The organism is Microbacterium paludicola, from assembly GCF_015235415.1.
In the GTDB taxonomy this organism is placed as follows: domain Bacteria; phylum Actinomycetota; class Actinomycetes; order Actinomycetales; family Microbacteriaceae; genus Microbacterium; species Microbacterium paludicola.
The window spans coordinates 16,573-41,244 of record NZ_JADGLL010000001.1; the positions used below are offsets into that span (position 1 = coordinate 16,573).

The window sequence follows — 24,672 nt, forward strand, 5'->3', positions numbered from 1 at the left end:
AAGGGTGAGATCGCGACTTTCCGGACCCTTCGTGCTGCCCGCGCGCGACATCGTGCGCAAGCCGGGCGAGATGCGCGAGCACTCCCTGACCATCCCCGCTCCCGAGCGCTGGGGCGAGGGGATCGTCTCCGTGCCGCAGGGCGAACCGCTCGAGCTGGACGTCCGTCTGGAGTCGGTCCACGAGGGCATCCTCGTATCCGGCACGGTCGACACACGGTACGAGGGCGTGTGCGGACGCTGCCTGCGCGACATCGCCGAGCCGCTCGAAGTCGAGTTTCAGGAGCTTTTCGAGTATCCTGGGGAGGAAACAGCTGACTTCGAGGTTCAAGACGACCACGTGGATCTTGAAACTCTGGTCAGGGATGCGACCGTTCTGGCGCTTCCGTTTCAGCCGGTCTGTCAGCCGGATTGCCCCGGCCTTGATCCGGCCACGGGTGAGCGTCTGACCGAACCGGCAAGCGCCCAGCAGTCGCCCGTCGACCCGCGATGGGCAGCGCTCCAGAACCTCACCGACCACGGAGCGGCGCACGACGCCGCCCGCGACACAGAAGAGAGCTAACTCATGGCTGGTAACCCCCCGAAGCGGAAGGTCTCCCGCTCCAACACCCGTTCGCGCCGCGCGCAGTGGAAGGCCGAGGCCCCCGCGCTCGTCAAGACGGTCGAGAACGGCAAGGTCGTCTACAGCCGTCCCCACCAGGCCAAGGTCGTCACCGACTCGCAGGGCACCGAGCTGTTCCTGGAGTACAAGGGCCGCAAGGTCGCCGACGTCTGATCGGCTCCCCGTGACCGACAGCAGTCGCGGGCCCCAGCACCTCACCGAGAAGCTCGGCGTCGAGATCGACGCCGAGCTTCTCGGCTTGGCGCTGACGCACCGCTCCTTCGCCTACGAGAACGGCGGACTCCCGCACAACGAGCGCCTCGAGTTCCTCGGCGACTCCGTGCTCGGGCTCGCCGTGACGACGATGCTCTACACCCGTCATCCCGACCTCGAGGAGGGCGCCCTCGCCAAGCGGCGCGCCAGCGTCGTGTCGACCGTGGCTCTCGCCGAGGTCGCCCGCGGCATCGGGCTCGGCGGGCACATCCGGCTCGGGCGCGGCGAGGAGCTCACCGGGGGACGCGACAAGGACTCGATCCTCGCCGATGCGATGGAGGCAGTGATCGGCGCGGCGTATCTGTCCGCCGGCAGCGAGGCCGCGACGGCGATGGTGCTGCGGCTCATCGAGCCCCTGCTCGAGGATCCCGAGCGCTACGGTGCCGCCATGGACCCGAAGACGGCGCTGCAGGAGATCGCCGCGCGGCAGGGCCTGACGCCGCCCATCTATGTCGTCACGGCGAGCGGTCCGGACCACGAGCGGCGCTTCGTCGCGACCGTGTCGGTGGGGGAGCACTCCGCGACCGGTGAGGGCACGAGCAAGAAGACGGCCGAGATGGCCGCGGCGCTCGACCTGTGGCGCGGCCTCAGCGAGCGCGCCCGGGCCTGACCGTCGATGCCCGAGCTTCCCGAGGTCGAGGTGGTGCGGGCGGGGCTTGCTCCCGCCGTGGTCGGCGCGCGCGTCGTCGGCGTCGAGGCGCACGATGCGCGGGCGCTGACCCGGCATGCCGGCACTCCCGCCGAGTTCGAGGCGCGGCTGACCGGTCGCACCTTCGGGGGGACGGCGCGGCGCGGAAAGTTCCTCTGGCTTCCCCTGGACGAGGCGTCTCCGGCGGGCGCGCCCGAGGCGGTGATGGTGCACCTCGGCATGAGCGGCCAGATGCTTCTGCGCGCGGCGGGGGCGCCGCCCGAGCGGCACGAGCGCATCCGGATCGCCATCGAGCATCCGGATCACGGCGAGCTCGCCGTTGTGTTCGCGGATCAGCGGACCTTCGGCTCGCTCGCGATCGACGCGCTCATCCCGACGCCGGACGGACGCGCGGGAGGCTCCGGCCACGACGCCCCTCTCGTGCCGCAGCAGGCGGCGCACATCGCACGCGACCCGCTGGATCCGGCGTTCGACGACGCGCTGTTCCGACGGCGTCTGGTGATGAAGTCGTCGGCGATCAAGCGCGTGCTGCTGGATCAGACCGTGGTGAGCGGGATCGGCAACATCTACGCGGACGAGGCGCTGTGGGCGGCGCGCATCCATCCTGAATCGCTCGCCCGCGGCCTGGCGACCCGCACGGTGAACCGGCTGCTCGCGGAGGTGCGGGCGGTGCTCGCGAAGGCCCTGGCGGAAGGCGGCACGAGCTTCGACGCCCAGTACGTCAACGTCAACGGCGAGGCGGGGTACTTCGCCCACAGCCTGAACGCGTACGGCCGGCACGGGAAGCCGTGTCCGAGGTGCGGCCGGATGATCGTGCGCACCTCGTTCACGAACCGCAGCAGCCACTTCTGCCCGTTCTGTCAGCGTGTTCGCGCAGTGCAGGGCCGCGAGGCCGCTTCAGCAGATCACTGATATCCACGCTAATTAAGCTCTAAGGCTTATTCGAAGCTGGATATTAGTGGTATGGTGATGACATGACCATCGCCGTCATCGCCGACATCGTCGCCTCGCGTTCCGCACAGGACCGGGACGCGGTTCAGCGTGCGATCGAATCCGCCACGGTGACCGTGGAGGAGGTGCGTCCCCGCGCGACGCAGCGCTGGTGGCCGACCGTCGCCGACGAGTTCCAGGCGGTGTACGAGACGCTTGAGGACGCCCTCGTCGCGACCCTGTACCTCCAGCTCGCGCTGCCCGAGGGCGTCGCCTGCCGCTTCGGACTCGGCGTGGGCGAGATCGGCCCGGTCGAATCCAGCCTCACCGACGCCATCCAGGACGGGCCGGGATGGTGGGCGGCGCGCAACGCGATCGAGCACGCGGAGGAGCTGGAACAGGGGAAGCTGCCCGGAACCCGCTCGTGGCTCGTGGTGCATGACACCGAGCCCCCGGAACGCAGGGCCCGGGCCGCCGTCGTCAACGCGTACCTGCTGCTGCGCGATCAGGTCGTCGCCGACATGAGCCCCCGGGCACGGCGGGCGATGTACGACACCTGGCGGGGACGGCAGCAGAAGGAGATCGCCGCCGACGAGGGCATCACCCAGGCGGCGGTGTCGCAGGCGATCAACAAGCCCCTCGTGCGGGCGCTGCGCGTCGGGGCGAAGGACCTCGAGCGCGCCTTCCGCTGAGTCAGCCGAGCGAGCGGGCCAGCGCAATCGCGTCGGACGCGAGCTGCGCCGACGTATCGGCGTCGCGCATCCACAGCGGCACGGCCCGCGCGGTGATGCCCGCGGCCTGCAGCGGATCGAGCGCGGAGGCATCCGACTCGTCGACGAGCCAGCCGTCGAGCAGCCCCGCGCCGCGGCGCGCGCCGTAGTGACGGGCGACCGCCTCGGCGGAGGTGTCCACGCCGATGGCCGCGAGACATGCGTCGGCCATTCCCCGCACGACGGCACCCGAGATGATCCCCGACACACCGACGATCGGCGCCACGGCGGCGCGCAGCGCCTCGCGCATCCCGGGAACGGCGAGCACCGGGCCGACCGAGACGACGGGGTTGGACGGGGCGATCAGGATGACGTCCGCCCGCGTGATCGCATCGAGAGCGCCTTCCGACGGCGTGGCCCGATCGATGTCGCGCTGCACGAAGCCGGTCGCCGGCAACTGCGCGCGGTGACGCACCCACCACTCCTGGAAGTGGATCGGATCGCGGTCGGCGAGCAGCACGTGAGTGTCGATCTCGGCATCGGTGGCGGGGTGCAGCGTGACGTCGAGGGGCCACCGCGCACCCAGGCGGCGGTACACCTCGGACACAGTCAGGCCCTCGCGCAGCCAGGACGTGCGGGCGATGTGGGTGCCGAGATCCAGGTCGCCGAGTGTGAACCAGTCGGGCGCCGTGCCCCACATGTGCAGTTCGGCCGCGACCCGTTCGGTCTCGTCCGCCCGGCCCCAGCCGCGCTCGGTGTCGTTCACTCCGGCGAGCGCGTACAGCAGGCTGTCGTGGTCCGGTGCGATGCGCAGGCCCGAGACCCACCAGTCGTCCGCGGTGTTGACGACCACGTCGATCCGGTCGCCCTGACCCGTTCGCCGCACGTGCTCGCGCAGCCCCTTCACGAAGCGCGCACAGCCGACACCGCCGCCGATCACCACATATCTCACGGTTCAACCGTATGGGTGATCGGCGGCGGCGAGGATCACGCGAGCTTCTTCTCCCACGCCCCCGCGTACGACGCCGGCACGAAGCCGACGGCCTCGTTGACGTCGAGCATGTAGCGGTTCTCCTCGGCGTTGAACGTCGACACCCGCGGCGACTCGGGCACGCGCTCGTGCCACCGCTTCAGGCCGATGCACTTCACGATGGCCCCGAGGCGGTGACCGCGGTGCTCGGGCATGACGAGCGTTCCCCACTGGGCGGTGGGGCGGCTGCGGTCGGCGCCGATGGTGAGCTCGTTGAACGCCGCCACGGCGCCCGTCGGCTCGTGGATCACCAGCGTCACGCCGATGAGCGTCCCCGACTCGGCGAAGCGCTCGTCCCGCTCGAACACGCGACCGGCGTCCCAGCTCGCCTCCTCGTTCACCATGTCGCCGACCGGCACATCGGTGTACATCCGGGCGATCGCCGCCGCATAGCCGTCGGCGTACTCGGGCGGGGTCGGACCCGCCCACCACACCGGGCGGTAGTCGGCGCCGGCGGCGGCGACCGCCTGCTCGAGCAGCCGGTCCACGGCCTCGTACGAGCCGTTCAGCTCGAACACGCTGTTGCGCTCGACCTGCCCGAGCCGGAACCCGGCGCCCCGCATGAGGCGCGTGGTCGGGTCGTCCTCAGGGATCCATCCCGCGCCGGTCGGCGGCACGAGCCGGCGCTCGACCGGATCGGGCCGGTGGATCGTCCACGCCTGGAGGACGGTGCGGCCGTTCTCGTGGGCGAGCGCCTCGACCGCGGCCATCAGGGCCTCCGCGACGGGGCCCTCCTCGTGCTCCTCGACGAGGACCACGTCGATCTCCGCCGATTCGCGGGTCGTCTTGTCGATCTCGACCCGGCCGGCGCCTACGATGCGGCCGTCGAGACGCGCGACGACGACGTGGCTCACGCGGTAGGGCGTCTCCCGCCAGCGGACGAGCATCTCGGCCGGGTCGTCGTCGTGCAGGTCGGTGCCGGATGCCCGGCGCCAGGCCTCGTTGCCGATCCGGACCACGTCCAGGAAGTCGGCGGCATCCGGCCCCTCGAGCGATCCCGGCAGGATGAGCGGCTCGATCGCCACGTCCGTCAGAGCGTCCTTCTCCATCACAGCTCCTTCTTCCACTCGCCGGACGTAACCGCGGGGCGGAATCCGACCGCCTCGTTGACGTCAAGCATGTAACGGTTCTCCTCGGCGTTGAAGGTCATCACGCTCGGGGAGGTCGGCACGAGCTCGTGCCATCGGATGAGGCCCAGGCACTTCACGATCGTGCCGAGGCGGTGCCCGCGGTGCTCGGGGAGCACGAGCGTGCCGTAGTTCTCCGACCGGCGATGGCGGTCGCGGCCGATCACCAGTTCGTTGAAGGCGGCGATGGCTCCCGTGGGCTCGTGGACGACGGCGGTGACCGCCATGATCTGGCCGGCCGTGGCCTTGAGCTGCTCGCGGTAGCGGATGCGCTCGGCGTCCCAGACCTCCTCCTCCCACTCGAGCTCGCCGCTCGGCACGTCCGTCGCCATGCGGGACACGGCGTACGCGTAGCCGTCGACGTGCTCGTCGGGCGCGGGGGACTTCCACCACACCGCGCGGTAGTCGGGGCCCGCCTTCGCGAGGGCTTCGTCGAGCATGCGGCGGGCGTGGTCGAGGGAGTCGGCGAAGTCGAAGACGCTCACGCGCTCCACCTGGCCGAGCGTGAAGCCGCGGCGCAGCAGGAGCTGTGTGGTGTCGGCCGCGAGCGGAACAGCGCCGAGCCCCGCCGGCGAGGCGAGTCGCTCGCCGGGAAGGTCGGCGCGCACGAGGTTCCACGTGTGCAGCACCGTGCGCCCGTGCTCTCGCGCGAGCCGCTCGCATTCAGCGAGCAGGGCGTCTTCGATGCCGCGGCCGCGGAGATCCGGATGCACGAACACGCTGCCGCTGGCGTTCTTCTCGCCGTCGCGCTGGCACTCGAGGATCAGGACGCCGACGATCCTGTCGTCGCCGTCGCGTGCCACCTGGACGACCCGCTCGGCGTACTTCGTCGACTGGAGCCCGACGAGCCATTCGGCGGGCTCGACGTCGAACAGGTCGGTGCCGCTGTCGTGCCGACCGGCGGCGGTGATGATGTCTGCCGCGGCGAGGAGATCAGCGGCGTCTGCCGCATCCGTCGTCGCGGGGAGGGGCAGCGCGGCGATGCGCACGCCCGGATGGGTGATGTCGATCGTGTCGAACATGAGGGTGGTGCTTCCTTCACGGGTGGAGAGTGGGGGCCGGGCGGGTCGTCGACCCGCCCGGCCCGGGTGGGGTTGTGCTCAGCGTCCGAACTGCGTGCCGTGCAGTCCGGCCCATGCGCGGATGCGGTCGAGCTCCATCTGGTGCTCGAGGAGCGCGCGCTCGAGGTGACGCTGGTGCAGATCGCTGGTGTTCGGTCGGCCTGTCGCCGGGCGGGTGCCCCACAGCAGCAGCCAGAGACCGATCTTCATCGCCACCCGGTCGGGAAGCGAGGTGCGTGCATGACGGTTCTGCAGCTCCTTCGCTATCCACGGGGGTTGCGGCGGATGCGAGGTGCGCACCGCCTGCGCCTCCGAGCCCTGTACGAGAGCGTCGCGGCGGTTGGTGCTGATCGTCGAGTTCGACATGTCTTCTCCTGGGTGTGGTCCCCGGGCGGGGACGCGGATGGGGTCGTCTCCCCAAGCGGGGAGGGGATCCTGTCGCGAAACGGACAGGGGGATGGTGTCGATCGACGCGGCCGGAGATGGCCGCGGATCGAGAGAGCCGATCAGCGCGAGAGTGCGAGCGGCGTGCCGAGCGAGGGGCCGTGAGGCAACGCCTCAGACGGAGCCCTCAGCGGGCAGACGGGGAGTGCGCAGGCGTCAGATGGCCGCGCGGAGTCCGCGAGAGTACGCCCGATCAGCGGTGCCGAGCCCCATGAACGGGGTGGCCGCAGCGAGTCGGGTGGCGCGGAATGCCGGAGTGAATTCGGTGATCATCGCGCCCCTCCTCTCGATCATGCGTGAGTCGCGGAAACTGACACTAGCGACGCCTTTCAGCGTTCGTCAAGCCTTCTCCCAGGCGTGTCTGCGGACGTGTCGCGTGGCGCACGGGGCGGGGCGAGGCGTCGGGTAGCGTGAAATCCGCACGATTCCGCGGGTGGCGGGGTCGACCGAGGGGGACATCGCGCCCCGCGGAATCTGGTCGAGGAAGGAGCGCGGATGCACCTGAAGAGCGTGACGCTCAAGGGCTTCAAGTCGTTCGCGCAGCCGACGACCTTCGCGCTCGAGCCGGGGGTGACCGCGATCGTCGGGCCCAACGGATCCGGCAAGTCGAACGTCGTCGACGCCCTCGCCTGGGTCATGGGCGAGCAGGGCGCCAAGACGCTGCGCGGCGGAAAGATGGAGGACGTCATCTTCGCCGGCACCGCCACGCGCGGCCCGCTCGGCCGCGCCGAGGTGCAGCTCACGATCGACAACTCGGACGGCGCGCTGCCGATCGAGTACAGCGAGGTCACGATCAGCCGGACGCTGTTCCGCAACGGCGCGAGCGAGTACGCGATCAACGGAGAGTCGTGCCGGCTGCTGGACGTCCAGGAGCTGCTGAGCGACTCGGGCCTCGGCCGCGAGATGCACGTGATCGTGGGTCAGGGCCGGCTCGACGCGGTCCTCCAGGCGACGCCCGAGGACCGGCGCGGCTTCATCGAGGAGGCGGCCGGGATCCTGAAGCACCGGCGTCGCAAGGAGAAGACCCTCCGCAAGCTCGAGGCGATGGAGCAGAACCTCACGCGGCTGAGCGACCTCGCCGGCGAGATCCGGCGACAGCTGAAGCCCCTCGGCAAGCAGGCGGAGATCGCTCGCGAGGCGCAGACGATCGCCGCGATCGTGCGCGACGCGAAGGCGCGTCTGCTCGCCGACGAGGTCGTGCAGCTGCGCGCCGCGCTGGCCGACCACGCCCGCAGCGAGCAGGAGCGGCACACCGAGCGACTTGTGCTGCAGGACGAGGTGGACGGCGTGCGCGCCCGCATCGCTCAGCTCGAGCGCGAGCAGAACGCCGAGGCCGTGGACGAGGCGCGCCGCGTCGCATTCGCGCTCGAGCAGGTGCAGGAGCGGTTGCGCGGCCTGTTCACGCTCGCGAACCAGCGCCTGGCGCTGCTGGGGGCGGACGAGGATCCCGACGCGGTCGCGATCACCGTGACGCAGGCGGCGATCGACGAGGCCCGCGAGGAGATCACCGAGATCTCGGATGGGCTCGGCGCCGCGCAGGACGCGGTGCAGGAGGCAGCCCGAGCCGTCGTGCGTGCCCGCGGCGAGCTCGACGCGCTCGACGCGGACATCGCCGAGCAGAGCGCCCTGGTGTCGGAGCACGACATGACGCTCACGGCCCTCCGCGGCTCGGCCGAGGCCGCCCAGTCGACGCTCGCTGCGGTGCGCGGCGGGGTGCTCCGCCAGCAGAACGCCCTCGACGCGGCCGATCAGCGGCGTATCGAGGCCGCGGAGGAGCTCGAGCGCATCGACCCGGATCACGGCGCCGAGGGCGTCGTGTCGGAGGGATCGGCCGCCGAGCACCAGGCCGCGTACGAGGCCGCGCAGCGGGAGACGAGCGAGGCCGAAGCGGAGCTCGAGCGCATCCGCGAGGTGCACCGCTCGGCGGAGCGTGAGGCCGACGCCCTGACGGCGAAGGTCGCCGCACTCTCGAGCGCCCTCGACGTGCAGAACGGCGCCGCGGCGCTGATCGCCCGCGGGGGAGACGGCGTGCGCGGACTCGTCGGCGACGAGGTGCATGTGGACGCCGGCTACGAGGCGGCGATCGCCGCGGTGCTCGGCCCGCTCGCCGAGGGCGTGCTCGTCGACTCGCGTGCGGCCGCGTTCTCGGTCGCGCAGGGGGCCGGTGAGTTCGGCGTTGTCGACATCGTGATCGCGGAGGCGGGCGGCGGGGACGCAGAGCTCCCCGAACTGCCCGGGGTGGTTCCGGCCCGGCAGATCGTGCGCGCCCCCGAAGGCGTGCTGAGGATCCTCTCCCACGTGGCAGTCGCCGACGACCTCGAGGCCGCCCGCGCGGCGTTCGAGGCAGCGCCGGAGGCCGCATCGCGCGTGACGGTCGTGACGCGGGCAGGCGAGGTCTGCACCGCGCAGACGGTGCGCGCCGGCACGGGGGAGCGCTCCCGGCTCGAGCTGCAGGCCGAGCGCGATGCCGCGGCCGCCCGCCTCGCCGAGGTGCGCGTGCAGGTCGAGGAGTACACCGTGCTGCGCGCGGAGGCTAACGAGCGGCTGCAGACCGCGCGGCGGGTCGCCAAGGAGTCGCTGCAGGAGCTGCGCGAGCACGACGCGCAGCTTGCGCAGCACGCCGAGCGGCTGAACAAGGCGACGGTGCGGCATGAGGCCGCGGTCGCTGAGTGCGAGCGGCTGCGCACGGGGCTCGCCCAGGCGCAGGGCGCCGTCGCCGAGGCCGAGGCGAAGGCGAAGGCGGCCACCGACGAGCTGAACGCGGCGCTCGAGAAGCCGCGCCCCATCCTCGACGCCTCGGCGCGCGACGACTACCTCGCCGCGCTCGAGGCAGCGCGTGAGCAGGAGATGCGCGCCCGGCTTGAGGTCGAGACGCTGCGCGAGCGCGTCCGCGCCGCCGAGGCGAGGGCCGTGAGTCTGGAGCGACAGCGCGAACGCGAGCGCGAGGCGGCCGCCGCCGCGGCCCGTCGGGCGGTCGTCCGCCGACAGCAGCGCGAGATCGCGGAGGGCGTCGCGGCCGAGCTGCCGCACCTGCTCGACTCGGTCGACCGCTCGGTCACCGAGGCGCGTCTCGCCCTCGCCGAGGCCGAGAGCGCCCGCGCGATGGTGACCAGCGAGCTGCGTGACCTCCGCGGCAAGGAGGCGGGGCTCCGCGAGCGGCTCTCCGGGCTCACCGAGAGCGTCCACGGACTCGAGCTGCAGATCCACGAGAAGAAGCTGCACGTCACGAGCCTGCTGGAGCGCGTCTCGAGCGAGCTCGGCATGGGCGAGGACATCCTGGTTTCGGAATATGGCCCGGATCAGCCGGTTCCGCGGGATACGGCCGATATCCGGGTCGCGGACGATCTCGTCGAGCACGCCGAGAACAGCGCGCATGCCGATTCCGGCATGCCCGCGACGATCCCGTACGACCGGCGCATGCAGGAGCGGCGTCTGCGCGACGCGGAGCGCAAGCTCGCCCAGCTCGGCCGGGTGAATCCGCTCGCGCTCGAGGAGTTCGCCGCTCTCGAGCAGCGCCACAAGTTCCTCACGGAGCAGCTCGACGACCTCGTCCAGACCCGCAAGGACCTGATGACGATCATCGCCGACCTCGACGAGCGCATGCAGGTCATCTTCGAGGCGGCGTTCGAGGACACGAAGGCGGCGTTCACCGAGGTGTTCCCGATCCTGTTCCCCGGCGGCACCGGATCCATCGCGCTCACCAATCCGGATGATCTGCTGACGACCGGCATCGAGGTCTCGGTGCGCCCGGTCGGCAAGAAGATCGAGCGGCTGTCCCTGTTGTCGGGCGGCGAGCGGTCGCTCGCGGCCGTGGCGTTCCTGACCGCGATCTTCAAGGCGCGTCCCAGCCCCTTCTACATCCTCGACGAGGTCGAGGCAGCCCTCGACGACGCGAACCTCGGTCGCCTGCTCGGTGTGTTCGAGCAGCTGCGGGAGTCGAGCCAGCTCATCGTCATCACGCACCAGAAGCGCACGATGGAGATCGCCGACGCGCTCTACGGTGTGTCGATGCGCCAGGACGGCGTCTCGGCCGTGGTGGGCCAGCGGATCTCCGAGCGCGCCGCGTCGTGACGGCCGTCGAGCGGTTCGACGAGCTGGCGCCGCGGCTGCGGCGGTGGCCGGACGTCGAGGCGCACGACCTCGTCGCCGCCGACGCGAGCGATCGCCTGATCCTGTCGGAGGCGGGCGACGTCGGGGGCGAGGTGGTCGTGATCGGCGACCGCTACGGCGCGCTCACGCTGTCATTGCTGGCGGCAGACCCCGACGTGCGGATCCGCGTGCATCAGGACGCGATCACGGGGGAGCGCGCCCTGGCGGCGAATGCCGAGGAGCTGGGGATGGCGCTCGACCGGGTCACGTCGCACGCGCTCGACGTTGGTCTCGTCGCCGACGCCGAGACCGTGCTGCTGCAGCTGCCGCGCTCGCTCGATGCGCTCGACGAGATCGCCGGCGTCATCGCGTCGGGCGCCGCCGACGTAGTGCGCGTGGTGGCGGGCGGCCGGGTCAAGCACATGACGCTCGGCATGAACGACGTGCTCGCACGGCACTTCCAGGCCGTGGCAGCGAGCCGCGGGGTGAGCAAGTCGCGCGTGCTGCGCGCCGCCGGGCCGATCCGCACGACCGGCGGCGGCTGGCCGCGGGCGCAGGATCATCCGGATCCGGGCCTGACGGTGTGCGCGCACGGCGCCGCGTTCGCCGGGACGTCGATCGACATCGGCACGAGGTTCCTGCTCGGGTTCCTCCCCGATATGCGCGAGGCCGAGACGGCGATCGATCTCGCGTGCGGCACGGGCGTGCTCGCGACGATGCTCGCGAAGACGCGCCCAGGGATCCGGGTCATCGCCACCGACCAGTCGGCGGCCGCCGTCGCGTCGGCCCGTGCGACCGCCGCGGCGAACGGCGTCGCGGACCGGATCGACGTCGTGCGCGACGACGGCCTCGCCTCGCAGCCGGACGCATCCGCCGACCTCATCCTGCTCAATCCGCCGTTCCACTCCGGCGCCGCCGTCACCGACGAGATCGCGCCGAAGCTGTTCGCGGATGCGGCGCGCGTGCTGCGGCCCGGCGGCGAGCTGTGGTGCGTGTTCAACTCGCACCTCGGCTATCGCCCGATCCTCGAGCGCACGGTGGGCCCGACGCGTCAGGCCGGCCGCAACCCGAAGTTCACGGTGACGGTGAGCACCGGGCGCTGAGGCGGAGTAGCGGCGCGGCTTCGACTCGCTTCGCTCGCTCGGCCCGTTTCGACTCGCTTCGCTCGCTCAACGACCGGTGGGGGTCGATCCTTCGGTCGGCGTGTCTCGACGCCGCCCCGCCGCCCCGCCGCTCAGCCGGCGAGCACGTCGGCGTAGAGGGCGCGGGTGCGGTCGGCGATCGACAGCCACGAGAACTCGCGCTCGGCGCGCAGGCGGCCCGCCTCGCCCAGCGCGCGTGCGCGATCCGGATCCGCGACCATCTCCGTGAGGGCGGCCGCGAGGTCCGAGACGAAGCGCTCGGGATCGATCGGCGTGCCGGTGCCGTCGTCGAGCTGCTCGAGCGGCACGATCGTGCCGGTCTCGCCGTGGACGACGACCTCGGGGATGCCTCCCGTGCCGGTGCCGACGACCGGGGCGCCGCAGGCCATGGCCTCGAGGTTCACGATGCCGAGCGGCTCGTACACCGACGGGCAGACGAACGTCGTCGCGGCGCTCAGCAGCGCGCACAGCTCGTGACGGGGGAGGTGGCGGTCGATCCACACCACGCCCTCGCGGGTCTGGCGCAGCTCGGCCACCAGCGCCTGGACCTCGGCCATGATCTCGGGGGTGTCCGGGGCACCGGCGCAAAGCACGAGCTGCACCTCGGGCGGCAGCAGGCGCGCGGCGCGCAGCAGGTAGGGAAGGCCCTTCTGCCGCGTGATGCGCCCGACGAACACGATCGACGGGCGATCCGGATCCATGCCGAGCGACCGCGCCGTGTCCGGATCGTCCACCCGCCGCCACGAGGTCAGGTCGATGCCGTTGTAGATCACCTTCACGCGTTCCGGATCGAGATCCGGGTACACGCGCAGCAGGTCGCGGCGCATCCCCTCGCTGACGGCGACGACCGCATCGGCGGAGGTGAGCGCGTCGCGCTCGATCCAGCTGGAGAGGCGGTAGCCGCCGCCCAGCTGCTCGGCCTTCCACGGCCGCAGCGGCTCGAGGCTGTGCGCCGTCGCGACGTGCGGGATGCCGTGGAGCATCTTCGCCACGTGCCCGGCGAAGTTGGCGTACCACGTGTGCGAGTGGACGAGGTCGGCGCCGACGGCGTCGCGCGCGATCGCGAGATCGACGCCCATCGTCTGGAGCGCGCCATTCGCGGCCTTGAGCTCGGCAGGCACGTCGTAGGCGTGCACGCCGTGCTCGTCGCGTGCGGCGCCGAAGCAGCGCACCACGACCTCGATGTCGCGCCGCAGCGCCGTGACGAGCTCGGCGACGTGGACGCCGGCCCCGCCGTAGATCTCGGGCGGGTACTCGCGGGTGAGGAGGTCGACGCGCATGCTGCAAACCTAGCGCCGCCGGCGCGAGCAGAAGTGACCGTTTTGGCGAAAACCCGTGTCGGCGAGAGGGGATATCACACTAGTGTCGGCCGTATGGCGGCGACGACGAAGAAGGTGTTGGGCATCGTCCTCGCGGGGGGAGAGGGCAAGCGGCTCATGCCGCTCACGCTGGATCGCGCGAAGCCGGCGGTCCCGTTCGGAGGGCACTACCGGCTGATCGACTTCGCGTTGTCGAACCTGATGAACTCGGGCCTGCGGCAGGTGGTCGTGCTGACCCAGTACAAGTCGCACAGCCTCGACCGGCACATCTCGACCCTGTGGCGCATGAGCGGGCTGTTCAACTCCTATGTCACCTCGGTGCCGGCGCAGCAGCGGCTCGGCAAGCGCTGGTACCTCGGCTCGGCCGATGCCATCCTGCAGAGCCTCAATCTCATCTATGACGAGAAACCCGACTACGTCGTCGTGGTGGGTGCCGACCACGTCTACCGGATGGACTTCGAGCAGATGATCGACGCGCACATCGCGTCGGGCGCCGACTGCACGGTCGCCGCGATCCGCCAGCCGATCGGCCTCGCCAACCAGTTCGGCGTGATCGACGTCGACCCGGAGGACCCCGCGACCATCCGCGAGTTCCTGGAGAAGCCGGCCGCTCCCCAGGGGCTTCCCGACTCGCCCGGCGAGGTGCTCGCGTCGATGGGCAACTACGTCTTCACGACCGAGGCGCTGATCGAGGCCGTGCGCGCCGACGGCGAGAACACGGAATCCAACCACGACATGGGCGGCGACATCGTGCCCTACTTCGTCGGACGCGGCAGCGCGGGCGTGTACGACATGAAGAACAACGACGTGCCGGGAAGCACCTCGCGCGACCGGTACTACTGGCGCGACGTGGGGACGATCGAGTCGTACTTCGACGCGCACCAGGACCTTATCTCGGTGCTGCCGGTGTTCAACCTGTACAACGACGAGTGGCCGATCTTCAGCCGCCAGGACAACATGCCGCCGGCGAAGTTCACGCGCGATGCGCGCGGCACGCTGAGCACGGTGATCGATTCGATCGTGTCGCTCGGCTCGGTGATCTCGGGCGCGCACATCGAGCGGAGCGTGCTCGGGGCGCGCTCGAGCGTCGAGTCGGGCGCCATGCTGACGGATTCGATCGTCTTCGAGCAGTCCCGCATCGCGGCGGGCGCGACGGTGCGCCGCGCGATCGTCGACAAGAGTGCGATCGTCGAGCCGGGCGCGAGCATCGGCGTCGATGCCGAGCTGGATCGCTCGCGCGGCTTCACCGTCACCGAGACCGGGATCACCGTGGTCGGCAAGGGCGTGCGCGTCACGCGCGACTGACGCGCCGGGCGGCCGCGCTGGGGCGATCGAGGCGCACGAACGCCCACGTAGGCTTGAGGCATGGCTGAGAAGTGGTCGCTGGGTCGCGCGCTGCGCGGTGTGTTCGTCAGGCCGACGATCGACGAGGACACGTGGGAGACGCTGGAGACCGCGCTCATCCAGGCCGACTTCGGGCCGGACATCACCGAGCGCATCGTCGATGAGCTGCGAGCGAACGTCGAGCGCTACCGCACGACGGACCCGCGTGACCTGAACCGCATGCTGCAGGAGACGCTCGAGGAGCGCTTCGCGAAGTACGACACCACGCTGAAGCTCACGGAGCGGCCCGCGGTCGTTCTCGTCGTCGGCGTCAACGGCGTCGGCAAGACCACCACGATCGGCAAGTTCGCGCACTTCCTGCGCCGCTACGACCGCACGGTCGTCGTCGGCGCGGCGGACACGTTCCGCGCGGCGGCCGTCGACCAGCTCGCGACGTGGGCCGAGCGCGGGGGCGCGACGATCGTGCGTCCGGATCGCGAGGGCCAGGATCCGGCATCCGTCGCCTTCCAGACGATCGATTTCGCCAAGCGCACGGGCACCGAGATCGTGCTCGTCGACACTGCCGGCCGCCTCCACACGAAGGGCGGCCTCATGGACGAGCTCACCAAGATCCGGCGCGTGATCGAGAAGCAGGCGCCGATCAGCGAGGTGCTGCTGGTGCTCGATGCCACCACGGGTCAGAACGGCGTGATGCAGGCCGAGGCATTCCTGCAGCACGCGGGCGTCACGGGCCTCGTCATCTCGAAGCTCGACGGCTCCGCCAAGGGTGGGTTCGTGCTCGCCGTGCAGGAGCGGACCGGGATCCCCGTCAAGCTCCTCGGTCAGGGCGAGGGGATCGGCGACCTCACGGGCTTCACCCCGCACGTGTTCGTGCAGGCCCTTGTCGAGGGCGCCGTCGACTGATCCGGCGGGCGACCGGCGCGTCCCGAACACCGGACGCGCGTGATGCTTGTGCGCGTGTCGCGCCTCACCGGCCACATCGGCCCCATCGGTCCGGAGTTCGGAACCGGATGAGGGCCTGCCGCGTCAGATCTCGACGACCTCGCCCAGCACCACGGTGCGGTTCAGCGGCAGGTTGAAGTGCTCGGCCGCGTCGACGGTGATCCGCGACGTGGCGAGGAACAGCTTCTTGCGCCACGTCATCATGCGCGGCTTCCGGCCCGCGCGCAGCTCGATCTTCGAGAGGTAGTAGATCGCCTGGTCGAGGTCGAGCCGGCCGCAGGCGGCCTTCGGCGACACGAGCGCCAGTGCGCGGGGCACATCCGTCACCTCGGCGTAGCCGAAGTTCACGGTGACGTGCGTGATGCCGTCGCGCGGATCGCCGAGGTCGTCGACGACCACGCGCTGAGTGGACGGCACGCGCGGAACCGTCGCGATATCGACGGACACGATCACGATGTTCTCGTGGCGCACATGGTTGTGCCGGACGTTGTCGCGCAGCGCGAGCGGGACCGTCGTCTTGCCGCGGTTCAGGAAGATCGCCGTTCCCGGCACCGTGGCGATCCGATCCGGACCTGCGGTGATCTCGGCCATGAAGTCCGACAGCGAGCCCTCCATCTTCGTCCGCTTGCCCGTGATGATCTGGCGGCCCTTCTGCCACGTGGCCATGACAGCGAACGACGCCAGCGCGATCGCCAGCGGCAGCCACGCGCCGTGCAGGATCTTCGTCAGGTTCGCGGCGACGAACAGCAGCTCGAACGACAGGATGAGCGCGAGCCCCGTCCACAGCAGCCAGCGCGGCGCCCTCCACGCGCGGAACGCGACGAAGAAGAACAGGATCGTCGTGATCGTGTTCGTGCCGATGGCCGTCATCCCGTACGCGTAGGCGAGCGCGGTCGAGCTCTGGAACGTGAAGACGAGCACGAGCACGGCGGCGAGGATGATCCAGTTCACCCACGGCACGTAGATCTGGCCGTACGTGTCGGTCGACGTGTGCAGGATGCGCAGCCGCGGCAGGTAGCCGAGTTCGGCGGCCTGCGACGCCACCGAGAACGCGCCGCTGATCACCGCCTGCGAGGCGATCACGGTGGCGGCCGTCGCGAGGATGATCATCGGCACGCGCAGGGCATCCGGGATCAGCAGGAAGAACGGCGACGCGAGCGCATCCTTGTCGTGCAGGATGAGGGCGCCCTGGCCCATGTAGTTGAGCGTGACGGCGGGAAGCACCACGAAGAGCCAGCCGACCGTGATCGGCTTGCGCCCGAAGTGGCCCATGTCGGCGTACAGCGCCTCGGCGCCGGTGAAGCACAGCACGATGGCCGCCAGCGCGAAGAACGCGTAGTGGAAGTGGCCGATGAGGAAGCCGAACGCGTAGGTCGGCGACAGCGCGACGAGGATCCCGGGCTCCATCAGGATGCCGCCGATGCCGAACAGCGCGATGGCGGCGAACCACACGGTCGTGACGGGCCCGAACAGGCGGCCGACCGCGGCGGTGCCGAACTTCTGCGCCGCGAACAGCACGACGATGATCACGACCACGATAGGGATGACGAAGGCCTCGAGATCGGGGTTGACGACCTTCAGGCCCTCGACGGCGGACATGACCGAGATGGCGGGAGTGATCATCCCGTCGCCGAGGAACAGGGAGGCGCCGAAGATGCCGAGCACCGCGAGGCTCGCCATGACGCGGACCCTGCTCTTCATCGCCCACGACCGGATCAGCGTGATGAGCGCCATGATGCCGCCCTCGCCGTGGTTTTCGATGCGCATCGCGAGCGACACGTACGTGAGCGTGACGATGATCATCATCGACCAGAAGATGAGGGACACGACGCCGTAGACGTTCTCGGGGTCGACGGGAACCGGGTGCGGATCCTCGGGGTTGAAGATCGTCTGCAGCGTGTAGATCGGGCTCGTGCCGATGTCGCCGAACACGACGCCGAGCGCCCCGAGGACCAGCGCGAAGCGGACACGCTCGCGCACGGTCTGCGGGGTCGTCGTGGGGGTGCGCTCGAGCAGTTGTGTCACGGATGAGGAACCTACGCCGCGCTCACACCGTGGCGGGCCTATCGCACGGAATCCACACGGCGCGGCCGCGCATCCTCACGAAATCCTCACGCCCGCGGTGCCGCATCGACGCCCCGCGCACGCCGTGATCGCGACCGCGGGCGACACGCCCGGCCACCGCGTGAACGGCGCGGCCTACCGGTGGAGTCGCCCTGCTGGTTTCATAGGGATATGGCGATCGAACACGACTTCTTCGGCCTTCTGGAGTCCGGCCCGGACGGCTCCATCTTCTGGTCGGAGAACGTCGAGCTCGGCGACCAGAGCGTGACCGTCGATCTGACCGCACCCGACCAGAACGACGTGTCCCCGGCGGCCCTGGATGCGGCCGCCTCCATGGTGTCCGCCCTCGAGGAGCTCGACCGGCGCGCGCGCGAGGCGATGCTCGCCGAGGTGGACAACCGCGCCAGCGAGGTGACCGAGTACATCCTGATGCAGCAGACCACGCTGGGGGACGAACTCGAGGACTTCCTCGTCGACATCAGCGGCGATCCGGCGGTCGACATCATCCGCTCGCTGCAGCTGATGAGCATGACGATCCTCGCCGACGAGCACGGCGGGCAGGATCCGTTCGCGGTGCTCGAGTACGCCCTCGACCCCGACGCGGCCGACGACGTGCTGCTTATCAACCTCAGCTCGGACGGCACGGTGCTGTCGGTCACCAGCGCCGACTGACGCGCGAGGCCGTCGCCGCGGCGATCAGCTCGCGCGTGAACGCGTGAGCCGGGGCGGCGAACACGGCCTCGGTCTCACCCCGCTCGACGATCCGGCCGTGGCGCATCACGACGATGCGGTCGCTGACCCGTCGCACGACGGCGAGGTCGTGCGAGATGAACACGATCGTCAGGCCATCCCGGCGCTGCAGGTCCAGCAGCAGGTCGAGGATGCCCGCCTGGGTCGTCACGTCGAGGGCCGACACCGGTTCGTCGCACACGAGGACATCGGGCCGGGCGGCGAGGGCGCGCGCGATCGCCACGCGCTGGCGCTGGCCGCCGGAGAGCGACGCGGGGCGCCGCCGCAGGAGCGACGCGTCGAGGCCGACGCGGGCGAGCAGCTCGGCGGGTGCCAGAGCGTCGTCGCGGCGCGCGTGACGCAGGATGCGCTCGACCGTGTGGCGCGGATCGAATGCACCCAGCGGATCCTGCGGCACGAGCCGCACGCGCACGTCCTCAGCGCGCTCGACGGCGCCGGCATCGGGCCGTTCGAGCCCGATGAGCAGCCGCGCGAGGGTCGACTTGCCCGATCCGGATTCGCCGACCACGCCGAGCACCTCTCCGGCGCGCACCGTGACGTCGACCTCGTCGACCGCCGGCACCGCGCCGCCGGGCCCGGCGTAGCGGCGGACGAGGCCGTGCCCGTCGAGCACCGCGGGGCCGGGCTCGGTGGCGTGCCCCTGCTTCGGCCCGCGCGGCGCCGCGGCGAGCAGAGCGCGCGTCGCCTCCTGCTCGGGCGCGGTGAGGAGCCGATCCGCCGGCCCCTGCTCGACGACGCGGCCCTCCGCGAGCACCGCGATCCGGTCGGCGATGCGGGCGACGGCCGTGAGGTCGTGGCTGATCAGGATGAGGCCCGTGCCCTCGTCCCGGAGGCGGCCGAGGAGGTGGAGCACGCGCACCGCGGTGGTCGCATCCAGCGCCGTGGTGGGCTCGTCGGCGATGACGAGGGGCGCGCCGCCGACGATCGCCGAGGCGATCAGACTGCGCTGTCGCATCCCCCCGGAGAGGTCGCCGGGACGCTGACGCAGGCGGGCCGCGGCCTCCGGGCGCCCGGGGCCACCGAGGGGGAGCCCGGCGGCGTCGAGGGCATCCAGCACCCTGCCTCGCCGCTCGGCGCGTCGCATGCCGCGCACCGCGAGCGTCTCGCCGACCTCGGCGCCGATCGTGCGGAGCGGGTCGAGCGATTGCAGGGCATCCTGCAGGACGAGCGACACCTGGCCGCCGCGCAGGGTGCGCCAGGAAGCCTCCGACGCGCGCAGCATGTCGCGGTCGCCGATCTCGAACGCGTCGGCCGTGACGCGGGCGCGTTCCCTGCGGACGAGGCCGAGGATCGTACGGGCGAGGACCGATTTCCCCGCCCCCGATTCGCCGACGATGGCGAGCACCTCGCCCGGCGCCACGTCGAGGTCGATCCCGCGCAGCACCTCGGCGCCGCCGAGGGCGACGCGGAGATCCCGGATCCGCAGGAGGCTCACGTCGCCTCCGATCCGGCGCCCGAGGCGCGGCGCCCGAGCACCGTGAGCACGGTCGCGGTCGCGACGATGGCGAGACCCGGCAGCACGGTCATCCACCACGCCGTCGAGATGTACACGCGCCCGGCGTTCAGCATCGCGCCCCACTCGGGCGAGGGCGGCAGCGCACCGAGGCCCAGGAAGCTGAGCGCCGACACCCAGACGATCGCCTGCCCGACGCCGAGCGTCGCGGTGGCGACGAGGGGCCAGAGGGTGTTCGGAGCGATGTGGCGGACGAAGACCGTCACGGGTCCCGCGCCCTCGTGGCGCGCGTAGCCGACGTAGTCGCTGCGGGCCACGCCCCGCACACGCGAGCGCAGGATGCGCGCGTAGCCGGGTGCCGTCGCCACGCCGATCGCGAGGATCGAGGCCTGGGTGCCCGGGCCGATCACCGCGACCAGGAGCAGGGCCAGGACGAGCGTGGGGAGGGCGAACAGCACCTCGACGACGCGCGCGATCGCCGCGTCGAGCCACCGCGGGCCGAGCGCGCCGGCGAAGCCGAGGACGAGGCCGGCGGCGATGCCGATGCCCGTCGCGGCGAGGCCGATGCCGGCCGAGGCCGCCGCGCCGTGCACGACCCGGGTGAACAGGTCCCTCCCGGATTCGTCCGTGCCGAACGGATGCGCGAACGAGGGCGGCGAGAAGGCCTCGGACGGCGCGATCGCGAGGGGATCGCGGGGCGCGATCACGCCGGGGCTGACCACCGCGATCAGGATCAGGATCAGGCCGACGCCGGCGATCACGCCGCCGGGGCCGAGGGTGCGGAGGGCCCGGCGGAGGGGCTCGCGTGCGGCGGTCACGATCCCACCGCCAGCTCGGGCGTGCGCTCGGCGGCGTGAGCCGCGCGGGGGCGGCGCAGACGCGGATCCACGATCAGCTCCACCGCGTCGACGGCCGTCACGACCACCACGTACATCACCGCCACGACGACCACGGCGCCGATCACGACGGGCACGTCGCGGCTCAGGGCGGCGTCCAGCAGCAGGCGTCCGAGGCCCGGGCGGGCGAACAGCGACTCGACGACGACCGCGCCGCTCAGCAGATGGCCGAACGCCCACCCCGACAGGGACAGCGCCGGCAGGCTCGCGTGGCGGAGGGTGTGGTGGAGCAGCACCCGCGATTCGCTCGCGCCGCGCGAGCGGGCCGTCGTGGCGAAGGGCGCGCGGTCGGCCTCGAGCAGCGCATCGCGCGAGAGCTGCGCGAGGAACCCGGCGATCGGGATCGCCAGCGTCACCACCGGCAGGATGAGCCCCGCCGGGTCGTCGCCGCCGCTCGTGGCGGGAAGGATGCGCAGCGACGCCGCGAAGACGAGGATCAGCACGGCCCCGAGCCAGAACTGGGGCATGACCGTCGCCACGAGCTCGACGCCGCGCAGAACGCCCACGGCGGCGCGTCCGAGCCTGCCGCGCGCGGTCGCCGCGATCGTCGAGCCCGCGAGCGCGAGCGCCCACGCGAGAAGGAGCGCGAGGGCGGCGAGCAGCAGGGTGCCGGGCAGCTGGTCGGCGATGAGGTCGGCGACCGGCTGGCGGCGCGCGTACGAGTCGCCGAGCTGGAACGTCGCCACCCGCCACAGCTGGGTCAGGTACTGGAGGATGAGCGGCTGGTCGAGCCCGTAGGTCTCCCGCGCCCGCGCCACGGCCTCGGGGCCCGCCTGCGAACCGGGCCCGCCGAGGATCGCCTCGAGCGGGTCGCCCGAGGCGCGCAGGGCGAAGAAGACGACCGTCGCGACGATCCAGACCACCAGCAGCGCGGATCCGACCCGGCCCGCCAGCCAGCGCGCGACGGCGACGAGCCGGCGCCTCCTAGCCGGCGATCCGGGCATCGACGAACGTGGGCGTGGCCACGGTGCCGAGCGTCGTGACGCCGGTCACACCGCGGGTCAGGAAGTGGTTCTGCTGGTCGTACAGCGGCAGGACCGTGAAGCTCTCGAGCACGCGCTGCTGCGCCTGCGCGTACAGGTCGGCGCGCGCGGCCTCCTCCTGCGTGGCGGATGCCTGATCCAGCAGCGCGTCGAGCTCGGGGTCGGACAGCTGCGCGTGGTTCGCGAAGTAGCCTGAGGGCGCGGGGGTGATCGCGTCCGAGTGGTACAGCACGCGCAGCACCTCGGCCCCCACTCGCGTGTACGGAGCGCTCACGGCCTCGTACTCGTTCGCGCCGAGCGCCTCGTACCAGGCGGACAGGTCGACGGGCGAGAGCTGCACGTCGAAGCCGACCTCGGAGACGTTCGCCTGGATCTGCTCGAACAGCGACTGCTCGGCGGCGACCGACTGGTTCGTGCTCACCGGGAAGCGGACGGTCAGGCGCTTGCCCTCCTTCATCCGGATGCCGTCCTCGTCCTTCTCGGTCCAGCCGGCCTCGTCCAGCAGCGCGTTGGCCTCCTCCGGATCGGTCGCGAAGAGCGACTCGTCCGAGACGCCCATGGGCTCGGTGCTGCCGAGCGGCGAGTAGGAGCGGGTGACGGTGCCGAGGTAGAGCGACTCGATCCCGGGGTTCGGGTCGGCGGCCCGGATGAACGCCTCGCGCACGCGCTCGTCGTCGAACGGCGCCTGGCCCGCGTTGAGCTCGATGCGGTTCACCGAGCCGGGGCGCGGGGCGTCGATGTGCGTGATCTCGTCGCCCTGCTCGGCCGCGACGATCGCGTCGGGCTGCGGGTTGTCGATCACGTGGACCTCGCCCGAGGCCAGCGCCGCCTGACGGGTCGCGGCGTCGGGGATGAAGCGCCACACGAGCTCGTCGATGTGCGCGGGGCCGTCGTTCTCGGTCTGCGGCCCGGGGGTGGCGTAGTCGTCGTTGCGCACGAGCGTGATCTGCTGCTGCGGGACCCACTCCTCGACGATGAACGGCCCGGTGCCGATGGGGGCGGCGCAGTTCTCCTCCATGCCGCGCGCGATGCCGGCCGGCGACTGGATCGCGGTCCACTGCATGCTGAGCGACTCGAGCAGGGCCGAGTCGGGCTCGGAGAGGTGGAAGCGCGCGTGGGTGTCGTCCACGACCTCGACCTCGGCGACCTTCGACACCGCGAGGTAGCCGGTCGACGAGGCGGTCTCCGGGTCCTGCAGGTGCTCGATGTTCACCTTGACGGCCGTCGCGTCGAGGGGTGTTCCGTCGGTGAACTCGACGTCGCTCTTGAGCGTGAAGTCCCAGGTGAGGCCGTCGGGCGACACCTTCCAGTCCTCGGCGAGCCACGGCGTGATGGATCCGTCGGCGTCGCGGCCGACGAGCGGCTCGAGGTACTGCGTGCTGATGAGCGCCTGGGGGTAGTTGCCGCCGACGTGCGGGTCGAGGCACGTGGGCTCGGCGTCGCCCGTGGCGTAGACGAGCGTGCCGCCGTCCTGCGGCTCTGCGCTGGGCCCCGCCTGTTCGGCGGTGGGGGCGCAGGCGGTCGCGATGAGCGCGAGCGAGGAGGCGAGGACGAGGGCGGGAAGGGCGCGGCGAAGCATAGGAGCCTTTGTGAGGGGAGTCTGCTGTGGCGCCGGCGTTAACCGGACTGCGTCCAAGAATACGCCCGCCGAGGGGCTGCGGCTCCGGGCCCGGGGCCGATCAGGATGTCGCCGCGTGCGCGGGCATGTCCTTGATGTGGTTGGTGATGCGGACGGTCGAGCACCGCCGTCCCTCGTCGTCGGTGATGACGATCTCGTGCACCGCGACGGAGGCGCCGAGGTGCAGGGGAGTGCAGACGCCCGTGACATGACCGGTGGTGGCGGAACGCGTGTGCGTCGCGTTGACGTCCACGCCGACGGCGAGGCGGCCGGGGCCGGCGTGGAGGTTCGCGGCGACCGAGCCCCGCGACTCGCCGAGCACCACGTAGGCGCCGCCGTGCACGAAGCCCACCGACTGGCGGTTGCCGAGGACCGGCATGCGCGCGACGGCGCGATCGACGGTCAGCTCGAGGAACTCGATTCCCATCTTCTCGGCGAGCTCGCCGGGGCCCTGCTGGGCGACGTGGTTCACGATCGGCCCGTGAAGCTCGGCGTGCGCTTCTGCTGGAACGCGGCGAACCCCTCGCGGTAGTCGGCGGTGTCGCAGAGGGCCGCCTGGGCGCGGTTCTCGTCGGACATCGACCGCCAGAAGCCGACGCGGTCGTCGCGCAGCGAGGCGATGAGCCGCTTCGAGGCGACGAACGCCTCGGTCGGGCCGGATGCGGCCTGCCGCGCCGCTGCCCGGGCCGCCTCGAGCACGTCCTCGTCGGGCAGAGCGCGCGAGAACAGCCCGAGCGAGACCGCCTCACCGCCGGTCATGAGCCGCCCTGAGTAGATCAGATCCAGCGTGCGGTGGGCGCCCAGCCGCTCGAAGAACAGCGCGTGCCCGCCCGAGTCGAGCGTCGCGCCGAGGTTCTTGAACGGGCTGCCGATCTTCGCCGACTCGGCGACGTACACGACGTCGGTGGCGATCAGCAGCCCGAGTCCCACCCCGAGACAGGCGCCGTGCGCGACGGCGAACGTGGGCGCCGGGAAGTCCGCGATCCTGCGCATCACCGGCTCGACCCGTCCGTGCAGGTACCGCAGCACGTCGTCGTCGCGCGGGTCGACGCCGGAGATGTCCCGTCCCGCGCAGAACGCACGACCCTCGCCGCGCAGCACGAGGGCGCGCACCCCCGCGCGCTCCGCCTCCGCGTAGGCGTCGCCCAGCTCCTCCAGGTCATCCGGCCCGAGCGCGTTCAGTCGCTCGGGAGCGTTGAGCACGACTTCGGCGACGTCGTCCGTGATCGTGAGCTCGATCATCCTGCGCT

At 71.4% G+C, this 24,672-nt stretch carries 22 protein-coding genes; 10 read left to right on the forward strand and 12 right to left on the reverse strand.

The features are described from left to right. Nucleotides 1-70 precede the first annotated feature (70 nt). The 5 genes from IR155_RS00080 (at nt 71) to IR155_RS00100 (ending at nt 3,142) form a co-directional block, all read left to right on the forward strand. Nucleotides 71-559, forward strand: coding sequence for a YceD family protein (locus IR155_RS00080; RefSeq protein WP_135112280.1), 489 nt, complete (start codon nt 71-73; stop codon nt 557-559). A gap of 3 nt (nt 560-562) precedes the next feature. Continuing rightward, nucleotides 563-772 carry a 50S ribosomal protein L32 gene (gene rpmF / locus IR155_RS00085; protein WP_050721097.1) on the forward strand — a complete coding sequence of 70 codons (210 nt, stop codon included), beginning with the start codon at nt 563-565 and terminating at the stop codon, nt 770-772. A 10-nt stretch (nt 773-782) separates the two neighbouring features. Beyond that, a complete protein-coding gene (gene rnc, locus IR155_RS00090; protein ID WP_135111942.1) occupies nt 783-1,481 on the forward strand; it encodes a ribonuclease III in 699 nt (232 codons plus the stop codon). Between the two features lie 6 nt (nt 1,482-1,487). Further along, on the forward strand, nt 1,488-2,432 hold the full coding sequence (mutM, locus tag IR155_RS00095) for a bifunctional DNA-formamidopyrimidine glycosylase/DNA-(apurinic or apyrimidinic site) lyase (protein WP_135111943.1): 945 nt from the start codon (nt 1,488-1,490) through the stop codon (nt 2,430-2,432). Between the two features lie 62 nt (nt 2,433-2,494). Continuing rightward, nucleotides 2,495-3,142: a SatD family protein gene (locus IR155_RS00100; protein WP_135111944.1), complete on the forward strand. Its 648-nt coding sequence runs from the start codon at nt 2,495-2,497 to the stop codon at nt 3,140-3,142. A 1-nt stretch (nt 3,143) separates the two neighbouring features. Here IR155_RS00100 and cofD read toward each other — a convergent pair whose 3' ends face one another. The 4 genes from cofD to IR155_RS00120 all read right to left on the reverse strand — a co-directional run bounded on the left by cofD (nt 3,144) and on the right by IR155_RS00120 (nt 6,744). Further along, nucleotides 3,144-4,112: a 2-phospho-L-lactate transferase gene (gene cofD, locus IR155_RS00105; RefSeq protein WP_135111945.1), complete on the reverse strand. Its 969-nt coding sequence runs from the start codon at nt 4,110-4,112 to the stop codon at nt 3,144-3,146. Nucleotides 4,113-4,147: 35 nt separating this feature from the next. Then, nucleotides 4,148-5,239: a GNAT family N-acetyltransferase gene (locus IR155_RS00110; RefSeq protein WP_135111946.1), complete on the reverse strand. Its 1,092-nt coding sequence runs from the start codon at nt 5,237-5,239 to the stop codon at nt 4,148-4,150. Beyond that, nucleotides 5,239-6,339 carry a GNAT family N-acetyltransferase gene (locus IR155_RS00115; protein WP_135111948.1) on the reverse strand — a complete coding sequence of 367 codons (1,101 nt, stop codon included), beginning with the start codon at nt 6,337-6,339 and terminating at the stop codon, nt 5,239-5,241. The genes IR155_RS00110 and IR155_RS00115 overlap by 1 nt, the downstream gene beginning before the upstream one ends. Nucleotides 6,340-6,417: 78 nt before the next feature. Then, entirely contained in the window at nt 6,418-6,744 is a 327-nt protein-coding gene (locus tag IR155_RS00120) for a hypothetical protein (RefSeq protein ID WP_135111950.1), read from the reverse strand. A 573-nt stretch (nt 6,745-7,317) separates the two neighbouring features. Between IR155_RS00120 and smc the strand changes: the two genes are divergently transcribed. Together smc and IR155_RS00130 are read left to right on the forward strand one after the other, a co-directional pair. Beyond that, nucleotides 7,318-10,893: a chromosome segregation protein SMC gene (gene smc / locus IR155_RS00125; RefSeq protein WP_135111952.1), complete on the forward strand. Its 3,576-nt coding sequence runs from the start codon at nt 7,318-7,320 to the stop codon at nt 10,891-10,893. Further along, nucleotides 10,890-12,014, forward strand: coding sequence for a class I SAM-dependent methyltransferase (locus IR155_RS00130; RefSeq protein ID WP_135111954.1), 1,125 nt, complete (start codon nt 10,890-10,892; stop codon nt 12,012-12,014). Before smc ends, IR155_RS00130 begins: the two co-directional genes overlap by 4 nt. Before the next feature lie 131 nt (nt 12,015-12,145). Here IR155_RS00130 and glgA read toward each other — a convergent pair whose 3' ends face one another. Then, nucleotides 12,146-13,333, reverse strand: a complete 1,188-nt coding sequence (gene glgA, locus IR155_RS00135) for a glycogen synthase (protein WP_135111956.1) — start codon at nt 13,331-13,333, stop codon at nt 12,146-12,148. Between the two features lie 93 nt (nt 13,334-13,426). Between glgA and glgC the strand changes: the two genes are divergently transcribed. Next, nucleotides 13,427-14,677, forward strand: coding sequence for a glucose-1-phosphate adenylyltransferase (gene glgC / locus IR155_RS00140; RefSeq protein WP_135111958.1), 1,251 nt, complete (start codon nt 13,427-13,429; stop codon nt 14,675-14,677). A 60-nt stretch (nt 14,678-14,737) separates the two neighbouring features. After that, a complete protein-coding gene (ftsY, locus tag IR155_RS00145; protein ID WP_135111960.1) occupies nt 14,738-15,619 on the forward strand; it encodes a signal recognition particle-docking protein FtsY in 882 nt (293 codons plus the stop codon). Nucleotides 15,620-15,742: 123 nt separating this feature from the next. Here ftsY and IR155_RS00150 read toward each other — a convergent pair whose 3' ends face one another. Further along, nucleotides 15,743-17,683 (reverse strand): potassium transporter Kup, encoded by a 1,941-nt coding sequence (locus IR155_RS00150; RefSeq protein ID WP_135111962.1) that lies wholly within the window; start codon nt 17,681-17,683, stop codon nt 15,743-15,745. A 210-nt stretch (nt 17,684-17,893) separates the two neighbouring features. On the opposite strand from IR155_RS00150, the gene IR155_RS00155 reads away from it, so the two are divergent. After that, nucleotides 17,894-18,394, forward strand: a complete 501-nt coding sequence (locus IR155_RS00155) for a DUF2004 domain-containing protein (RefSeq protein ID WP_135111964.1) — start codon at nt 17,894-17,896, stop codon at nt 18,392-18,394. Here IR155_RS00155 and IR155_RS00160 read toward each other — a convergent pair. The 6 genes from IR155_RS00160 to IR155_RS00185 all read right to left on the reverse strand — a co-directional run bounded on the left by IR155_RS00160 (nt 18,378) and on the right by IR155_RS00185 (nt 24,664). Then, entirely contained in the window at nt 18,378-19,907 is a 1,530-nt protein-coding gene (locus IR155_RS00160) for an ATP-binding cassette domain-containing protein (RefSeq protein ID WP_135111966.1), read from the reverse strand. The two genes, IR155_RS00155 and IR155_RS00160, sit on opposite strands and share 17 nt — an antisense overlap. Next, a complete protein-coding gene (locus tag IR155_RS00165; RefSeq protein ID WP_135111968.1) occupies nt 19,904-20,743 on the reverse strand; it encodes an ABC transporter permease in 840 nt (279 codons plus the stop codon). Before IR155_RS00165 ends, IR155_RS00160 begins: the two co-directional genes overlap by 4 nt. Further along, on the reverse strand, nt 20,740-21,765 hold the full coding sequence (locus tag IR155_RS00170) for an ABC transporter permease (protein WP_135111970.1): 1,026 nt from the start codon (nt 21,763-21,765) through the stop codon (nt 20,740-20,742). The genes IR155_RS00165 and IR155_RS00170 overlap by 4 nt, the downstream gene beginning before the upstream one ends. Next, a complete protein-coding gene (locus tag IR155_RS00175) occupies nt 21,746-23,383 on the reverse strand; it encodes an ABC transporter substrate-binding protein (protein WP_135111972.1) in 1,638 nt (545 codons plus the stop codon). Before IR155_RS00175 ends, IR155_RS00170 begins: the two co-directional genes overlap by 20 nt. 100 nt (nt 23,384-23,483) lie before the next feature. Next, nucleotides 23,484-23,849 carry a PaaI family thioesterase gene (locus IR155_RS00180; protein ID WP_135112282.1) on the reverse strand — a complete coding sequence of 122 codons (366 nt, stop codon included), beginning with the start codon at nt 23,847-23,849 and terminating at the stop codon, nt 23,484-23,486. A gap of 41 nt (nt 23,850-23,890) precedes the next feature. Next, complete coding sequence (locus IR155_RS00185; protein WP_135111974.1) at nt 23,891-24,664, reverse strand: enoyl-CoA hydratase/isomerase family protein; 774 nt, start codon at nt 24,662-24,664, stop codon at nt 23,891-23,893. Nucleotides 24,665-24,672 lie beyond the last annotated feature (8 nt).